The sequence below is a fragment of the Microcystis sp. M53602_WE12 genome (assembly GCF_030065455.1).
Classification (GTDB): domain Bacteria; phylum Cyanobacteriota; class Cyanobacteriia; order Cyanobacteriales; family Microcystaceae; genus Microcystis; species Microcystis aeruginosa.
Genome location: NZ_JASJFB010000347.1, coordinates 1 through 7,789, shown reverse-complemented (window position 1 = coordinate 7,789; position 7,789 = coordinate 1). Strand labels below are relative to the sequence as shown.

7 protein-coding genes are annotated in these 7,789 nt (G+C 42.5%); 1 reads left to right on the top strand and 6 read right to left on the bottom strand.

Going from position 1 to position 7,789, the window contains the following annotated elements:
- From PX482_RS12310 to PX482_RS12285, 6 genes are all read right to left on the bottom strand, one after another.
- The coding region (locus PX482_RS12310; RefSeq protein ID WP_288122488.1) for a hypothetical protein at positions 1-214 on the bottom strand (214 nt) is incomplete at its 3' end.
- 3 nt (positions 215-217) lie between these two features.
- Positions 218-3,781 carry a methionine synthase gene (gene metH, locus PX482_RS12305; protein ID WP_288122486.1) on the bottom strand — a complete coding sequence of 1,188 codons (3,564 nt, stop codon included), beginning with the start codon at positions 3,779-3,781 and terminating at the stop codon, positions 218-220.
- 222 nt (positions 3,782-4,003) lie between these two features.
- Complete coding sequence (locus PX482_RS12300) at positions 4,004-5,134, bottom strand: SpoIID/LytB domain-containing protein (protein ID WP_288122485.1); 1,131 nt, start codon at positions 5,132-5,134, stop codon at positions 4,004-4,006.
- A 343-nt stretch (positions 5,135-5,477) separates the two neighbouring features.
- Positions 5,478-6,098, bottom strand: a complete 621-nt coding sequence (locus PX482_RS12295) for a type I restriction endonuclease (RefSeq protein ID WP_287693992.1) — start codon at positions 6,096-6,098, stop codon at positions 5,478-5,480.
- A gap of 236 nt (positions 6,099-6,334) precedes the next feature.
- Entirely contained in the window at positions 6,335-6,697 is a 363-nt protein-coding gene (locus PX482_RS12290; protein ID WP_288027164.1) for a DUF5615 family PIN-like protein, read from the bottom strand.
- A complete protein-coding gene (locus PX482_RS12285) occupies positions 6,675-7,025 on the bottom strand; it encodes a DUF433 domain-containing protein (protein ID WP_002798844.1) in 351 nt (116 codons plus the stop codon). The genes PX482_RS12290 and PX482_RS12285 overlap by 23 nt, the downstream gene beginning before the upstream one ends.
- 290 nt (positions 7,026-7,315) lie before the next feature.
- On the opposite strand from PX482_RS12285, the gene PX482_RS12280 reads away from it, so the two are divergent.
- Positions 7,316-7,522 (top strand): PIN domain-containing protein, encoded by a 207-nt coding sequence (locus PX482_RS12280; RefSeq protein ID WP_288094954.1) that lies wholly within the window; start codon positions 7,316-7,318, stop codon positions 7,520-7,522.
- Positions 7,523-7,789 lie beyond the last annotated feature (267 nt).

Sequence of the window (7,789 nt, the reverse complement as noted above, 5' to 3'; positions counted from 1 at the left end):
GGGTGTGGGGTGTGGGGTGTGGGGTGTGGGGTGTGGGGTGTGGGAAGTATAAATAAAAATAATCTCCTGTCTCCTGTCTCCTGTCTCCTGTCTCCTGAATCCTGTCTCCTGAATCCTGAATCCTGACTCCTGAATCCTGACTCCTGACTCCCGACTCCTGACGACCGACTCCTGACGACCGACTCCTAACCCCACCAACAAACTTTTTCAGCAAACCCTAGGTACTAAAGTATTTAGCGGTGGGGTGATAGGTGATAATGGCGGTGGTGGATTGTTCTGGGTACAATTGTTCGCTTTCGTCCATAGACATCCCAATGCGATCGCATCCTAACAGATCTAGTTGCTTGTATTGGTCCTGAATATTGGGACAAGCGGGATAGCCGAAACTATAGCGAGAACCCTGGTAACGCTGTTGCAGTATATCGCGGATATTATCGGGATCGAACTCTGCGAAACCTAACTCGCGACGGATGCGGGTGTGGGTCCATTCGGCCATGGCTTCGGCGGTTTGCACAGCCATGCCGTGATAATAGAGGTATTCGGTATATTCGTTGGCATCAAAGAGAGATTTAGCGTATTCCGTGGCGATTTCCCCCACTGTCACCGCTTGCATCGGGAAAACGTCGATGATACCGGATTCCTGCGGGGCGAAAAAGTCAGCAATACAGAGACGACGACCGGATTTCTGGCGCGGAAACTCAAAAATGGCGATCGGTTGCAGATTTTCGGGTTTTTCGCCCGCTTGTATCGATTCGGGATCGTAAATTAAGAGGGAATTACCGGACGACTGACAGGGAAAATAACCATAAATTAATGTGGGGTTTAGTAAATTTTCCTTGACAATTTTCTCTTTCCATGCTGCTAGAATTGGATGAACTTTTTCCTGTAAAAACTGGTCGTATTCTTGCTTCGATTGGCTTTTTGGTTTGCGGAATTGCCATTGACCGACAAATAAAGCTTGTAGATCTAAATACCAGAAAACCTCCTCGATGGGAATTTCTGCTGCTGTTAATATTTTAGTACCCCAGAAGGGCGGTGTTGGTCGGGGAATATCAACTGCCACCGCTTCGGACCGACGGGTATCAATAACTAATTCTTGGTTGACGCTGCCATCGGTAAAAATAGTATCGGGATTAACCTTTAATTCTTCGGCAACAACCGGGCTTTTTTCTGCCTCGGCACACTCCGCTAAAAAGCCTTTACTATCATCCCATTGACCCCCAGCTTTAGCGGGCATTAATTTATCCATAAAATGCAGGTCAGAAAAGGCATCTTTACCATAGATAACCTGTCCCTTATAGGTTTTTTGACAGTCATCATGGACAAATTTGGGGGTTAAAGCTGCCCCGCCAAGGATAACAGGAACGGTGATTCCTTTTTCGTTAAAAACCTCTAGATTTTCCTTCATAAAAGCCGTTGATTTCACCAATAAACCGCTCATAGCGATACAATCGGCTTTATGTTCTTGGTAGGCTTCGATGATATTTTCTACGGGTTGTTTAATGCCCAAATTAATCACCTTATAGCCGTTATTTGTCAAGATAATATCAACTAAATTTTTACCAATATCGTGAACATCCCCTTTAACTGTTGCGATAATAAAAGTCCCTTTGGCATTATTATCCCCCTCTTTTTTCTCCATAAAGGGTTCTAAAAAAGCAACAGCTGCTTTCATAGTTTGGGCAGATTGGAGAACAAAAGGTAACTGCATTTGTCCTGAACCAAATAACTCACCCACTACCTTCATCCCATCCAAGAGGAAAATATTAATAATATCTAGGGGTGGATAGTCCTGTAAAGCTTGCTTTAAAGCGTCTTCCAGTCCCAATCTTTCCCCATCAATAATATGCTGTTTTAATCGTTCCTCCACGGGTAAATTAGCATTACTAGAGGGGTCTTTTTTAGTGGTTTTACCCGCAAATAATTCGGTTAATTTGGTCAGGGGATCATAAACACATATATCGCCATCAAAACGACGATTATCATAGATTAAATCCCGACAAATTTGCTGATATTCTGGTTCAATTTTTGCCAGAGGAAGAATTTTATTAGCGCTGACGATTGCCCCATCCATCCCCACCTGCATCGCTTCGTTGAGGAAGACGGAATTTAATACCTGACGCGCTGCCGGATTCAAGCCAAAGGAGATATTAGACACACCTAAAAGAATGTGACATTCTGGCAATTCTTGGCGAATTCGGCCCATTGCTTCGATGGTAGCCTTGCCATTTTCTCGGTCTTCTTCGATACCGGTAGAAATCGGTAAAGCTAGAGGATCAAAAAAGATTTCGTAGGGAGGAATTCCGTATTCTATCGCCGCATAATAGGCCCGTTTAGCTATCTGGAATTTTTTCTCGGCAGTGCGTCCCATTCCTTCTTCATCAATGGTTCCAATTACTACCCCCGCGCCGTATTTTTTCGCTAAATCCAAGACTTGATAAAAACGCGGTTCCCCGTCTTCGTAGTTAGTAGAGTTGAGGATACATTTACCCCCCGCTACTTTTAACCCCGCTTCCATTTTTTCCCATTCGGTGGAATCTAACATTAAAGGTAGGGTGACATTATTAACTAAACGAGAGGCTAATTGGTGCATATCGCGCACCCCATCCCGGCCCACATAATCGACGTTGACATCGAGAATATGCGCTCCTTCTTTTACCTGAGCTTTCGCCATCGATACTAAACTATCCCAGTCTTCAGCATTGAGAAGTTCCCGACATTTTTTAGAACCACTGGCGTTTAATTTTTCCCCGACAATAAGGAAAGAATTATCTTGAATATAGGGTTGGGTACTATAAATAGAAGCGGCGGAGGGTTCATAATGATAATGACGAGATTTCGGAGTTAAACCCTGACTTAGTTCCGCTAAAGCTTGGATATGGTCGGGACGAGTACCACAACAACCGCCGATAATTTGTACTCCCAAATCTTCGATAAAGTGCATTAAAGCCATTTTTAATTCTACGGGAGTGAGGCGATAGTGCGCTTGACCGCCGACATTTTCCGGTAAACCAGCATTAGGAATACAAGAAACAATAAAAGGGGAATTTTCCGAGAGATATTTAATATGGGGTTTCATCAAATCGGGACCGGTGGCGCAGTTAAGTCCCAAAATATCGATTTTATAGGGTTGTAAAATAGAGACAACGGCGTTAATTTCCGTTCCTACTAACATCGTTCCCATGGTTTCCATCGTCACTGAAACCATTAGGGGCAATCGTTGACCTTTTTGCTGAAATACTTCTTCAATAGCATTTAAAACCGCTTTAATTTGCAGGACATCCTGACAGGTTTCTACTAATAATAAATCTGCCCCGCCATCGTACAGACCCTCTACCTGTTCCACATAGGCATTTTTGAGCGTATCAAAGTCAATATGACCCAAAGTGGGCAGTTTTGTCCCCGGCCCCATGGAACCCGCCACAAAACGGGGTTTTTCGGGGGTAGAGTATTTATTAGCGCAAGCCTTGGCCAGTTCGGCGGCGGTTTTGTTGAGATAATAGGCTTGATCGGCTAAATCGTACTCGGCTAAAACTATCGAGGTTCCCCCGAAGGTGTCGGTTTCAATCACATCCGCACCCACGGCTAAAAAGGCTTCGTGGACTTTGGCTACGGCGCTAGGTTTAGTATGGACAAGATACTCGTTACAACCTTCGTATTCTGCCCCACCAAAGTCCTCGGCCGTCAGATTTTGGCTTTGTAGGGAAGTTCCCATCGCCCCATCAAAGACGAGGACGGGATGCTTGGGGCCGTTGAGGTAGTCGAGAAAGGGGCTATTCATAGAGAGATTTACTGCTATAGCATTTTGAAAGTTTATTGTAATACGGTTACTAGAAATCTGCTATGGTCGGCATTTCAGTGATCAGTGATCAGTTATCAGTGATCAGTTATCAACTAGAAGAAACAGGTCGGCAAGCTGTTGGGAATTTTAGTACAAATGCTCAACTATTTCTCCCTGCTATAGTCAACAGCCTAGCACCAGCGATCGAGAAAGCCAATCAATCTAATTTTGTAGAACTAGACGGGCTAAACCAACTCCGGGATAATAATTACCGAGAATTTGTTGATAATCTAGGCCTTTTTCCGCTAATTTATAAGCCCCAGTTTGACTCATGCCGCGACCACCGTGGGCCCAAGCGACAATTTCATCGGTGGCAGCATAAAGAGACTCGACTACACCCCCTTTATAGCTGAGAATCTGCCCAGCAGTGGCATTAACCGCTTGGTGAGTCGATTGATACTCCGAGCGAATGCCTTTATATACCTGCCAGCGTTGGCTATTGCCCAGATGAAACCAAGCATTAGCGGGGCGGATTATATGTACTAGGGCGTAGGAACGAGCGGCGATCGCCTGTGCCTTTAAAGCGTGCATTGGCGCAGTGGAGTGCATTTCACTACCCACCACACTATAGAGATAGGCCTCTAAATTAACCTGATTGACCACTAACAAGCGATCGCCTTGGGCAACAAGCAGCACTTTACCCCGATACCAACCATCATCCACATAAACTAAACCATCGGCACTGGTGGGCTGCACAAAAATCACCTCTGGCAGCGATAAATCGCCCATTTTTAAGCCATTGGCACTGGCAATGACCGGTAAACCCTCGTTAGTGGCAATCGTTTTTAAACCGCGACCTTGGCGATCGGTGATCACCGCCGGCCCGTTAACTCCAATCAAAACACTGGCCACATCCCTTTTAATCGCCACGCGAATTTCTAGGACCGGCGGCGTATAATTAGCGGGAACCGCTAAAGGTTGTCTAGTTACCGGTTTGGCTGCGGCAGCGGGGGCAGTATTAGGGGAAGTATTAGGGGAAGTTTGAACCGATGGCGCTAATTTTTTCGGTGCCAAGGGGGAAGATTGGGGAGAGGGGGATAGTTTCGGCGATGGTGCGGTTAAGGGTGCGATCGGAGATGGGATAATAGGAGCAGGGGAGGCAGCAGTCTCTAGATTTGCCTGCGGTTGCGGGGTTTCTGGTTTTTCCTTGGCTAAATAAGTTAGGAGAATTGGCGTAAAAGTGGCGATCGACAGCAAAGGAACGGCACAATGACGCAGCAGGGAAAAATAGGTACTAGCAGCAAATTTCACTTTAATCACACCATCTTTAATTTTCTTATCTAACTTTACCATTCCCCTCTCAGGCCGGGCAATTCTAGAGAAAAACTCTCGTATTCTTGAGCTTGTTAGGACAAATAAGGCTGAAATAGTCAAGAAAAGCCGAAAAAATCCTGATAATTTTTATTTATGCCTACTGATTTGTTCCTTGCAGAGCAAATTATACAACAGAGGGAAATAGGAGAGTAATGATTCTGTAGGTACTGATTAAGTAGGTAGGCGTTAAAAATCATCAGATACCCCCCTTATCAAGGGGGGATTAAGGGGGGATCGGCACCCCCCTTATCAAGGGGGGCGGGGGGGATCGAACCTAAAATCCATTTTTAATTTAATTGTAACCAGCTACTTATCTCCATACTCAAATTAGTTGACAGAGATGTTTCAGGATTTTGAGAACTTCATATAAATCCCCCGGATTTCTCATGGCAAATAAACGAGAGGTTCCGTATAAAGGTTTACCGTCCCATAATAATTTAACAAATAAAAACTCGGAACCATTGGTCAACATTCCATAATTAGGACGGTTTGGATGAGGATTGACCATTAAATAAGCTAATAATTGCGGTAAACCTACTTCAACAGAATAAATAACCCGTTTTGATTCAATAATCATTACCCATAATTGCTCTTTTAGAATTAAAGTATCTAACCTTCCTTTAATTATTAAATCTTGATCTTCTGTAATAATTTCAACGGACTCTTCTGCTTTAATCTGAAAGGGAAATAGATAAAAGTTACCAATAAATAATAATGGGTCTAAAACCGTCATCCTCACCGAAGTTTCCAAAAAGGGAGGATAATTTAATAAGTTAAAATAACCTGTTTTGATTTTATCTAACAATTCTTTTTCTTGTTCAGAGATTGCTTCTAGGTCTTGCTGCCATTCCCCAAAAAAATGCTCATCTTCTATAAACTCTAGTTGAAAATGATTAATTAAATCTCTGAGAGTGACTTCTTTTGCTTGTAAAATTTGAACCATATTTACCACCTTAATTAAGACTTACGTTAACTGAATTGATAGCCGCAAACACGCACCCTGCGCCCAAACAATCCCTACGCCCAAAACCCATCCTAACCCTCCAGCAAACCCCGCACCTCCTCAATCCCAATCCTCAAAATATCAGCCACAGCAACGAAAATCTCCTCATCAAACCGGGTTCGTAGCGATCGTGAATTGGGATTCTTAGTTATTTTAATAAGATTATTTCAATTTGATCAGGTTAACGGTAAATGAATAATTTGGTTTTCATATTCATTGTCAAAAGAGCCTTTAGCAATTACAATTAATTCTAACAAATTATCACCAACACTTAAATCTTGATTGAGAATAAAAATTCCAGGAACATGACGATTTTGCCTGAAGTGAGCTATTAAATGAACGGGCATAGAGGCACGATTATCTGTCACTAAAATAAAACCCATTACCTCACACCAAATCAAAATTTCTGCATCTAATGTACCTAATTTTGGTGTATCTGGTTCACCAACTACTCGAACAATGATTTCTGGTTCTCGGCGACGCAATTGTTGAGGATACACCGAATTAACATTTTCATCAATTAAATATTTCAGTGTCATTAGCTTGCTGTTTGGCTGTTATTTCAGCTTTCAATTTTCTCAGTCGTTCAACCGAAGGCGGAGGATTTTTTTGCTGTTCTTCTCGCATTTTTCTTCCCCATTCTAGCCAGTCGGTGATGTATTGACTCACTTTTTCTTTTTCATGAAGATAATAAAGAATCGTCGCATATACCTGTTCTAGGGTTAAAGACGGATAAGTATTGGCAATTTCTTCGGGAGTTCTCGCTTGGTAAATAAAATCGTATAAAATGGTTTCAATACCGATGCGGGTTTCTTTTAGTCGGATATCGTTAGGGGCAAGAAAATTAAAATAGTCTTCGAGTTGCATGAGTTATCCTAATTGAAGATTCAAACTTCACTTTGTTTTCTAAGTAACATTGTTATCTTAATTATACTTGATCGTTGCCAAATAGTGCGATCACCTTGGTTTCTTAATTATTGACCTCTCCCCTAGACCCTCTCCTACAAGGAGAGAGGAGAAAGATTTAGCGAAGAGAGCGCAACAACAAACCTGGTTCGTTATTCCCCCCTTCCCTCCCAGGGAAGAGGAGTTAGGGGGGTTAGGTCAAACCCATCAACTATCATGATAGAATAAAAAAGCGAGATAGAGAAATTATAATGATTAGAGTTTATGCAGATACATCAGTATTTGGTGGTGTTTTTGATGATGAATTCCGAGAGGAAAGCCTAACTTTTTTTGAGCTAGTTAGAGGAGGTAAACTAAAACTGATAACTTCTTCAGTTGTTTTAAGAGAAATTGAACCTGCTCCTGAGAAGGTTCGACAATTTTTTTGCAGAGGTTATAACCTATACAGAGTTAGTTGAAATTACTGAATCTGCTTTACAACTGAGGCAAGCTTATATTGATTATGGTGTGGTGACTCAGAAATCAATGTTAGATGCGCTTCATGTTGCTTTAGCAAGTGTTGCTGGATGTACCATGATTGTCAGTTGGAACTTTAAGCATATCGTCCATTTTCCAAAAATTCCTCTTTACCGAGCGATTAATGTAATCAAGGGATATTCACAGCTAGATAGGGCTTGCTGAATAAATCTAAAAACCTTGTTGGATAAGACTTTTGGACTTTTTTC

What these genes read in the sequence shown, in the direction of transcription:
- metH (WP_288122486.1), bottom strand. Translation starts at nt 3,781, where the DNA reads ATGAATAGCCCCTTTCTCGACTACCTCAACGGCCCCAAGCATCCCGTC.
- PX482_RS12290 (WP_288027164.1), bottom strand. Translation starts at nt 6,697, where the DNA reads ATGACACTGAAATATTTAATTGATGAAAATGTTAATTCGGTGTATCCT.
- PX482_RS12300 (WP_288122485.1), bottom strand. Translation starts at nt 5,134, where the DNA reads ATGGTAAAGTTAGATAAGAAAATTAAAGATGGTGTGATTAAAGTGAAA.
- PX482_RS12285 (WP_002798844.1), bottom strand. Translation starts at nt 7,025, where the DNA reads ATGCAACTCGAAGACTATTTTAATTTTCTTGCCCCTAACGATATCCGA.
- PX482_RS12295 (WP_287693992.1), bottom strand. Translation starts at nt 6,098, where the DNA reads ATGGTTCAAATTTTACAAGCAAAAGAAGTCACTCTCAGAGATTTAATT.
- PX482_RS12280 (WP_288094954.1), top strand. Translation starts at nt 7,316, where the DNA reads ATGATTAGAGTTTATGCAGATACATCAGTATTTGGTGGTGTTTTTGAT.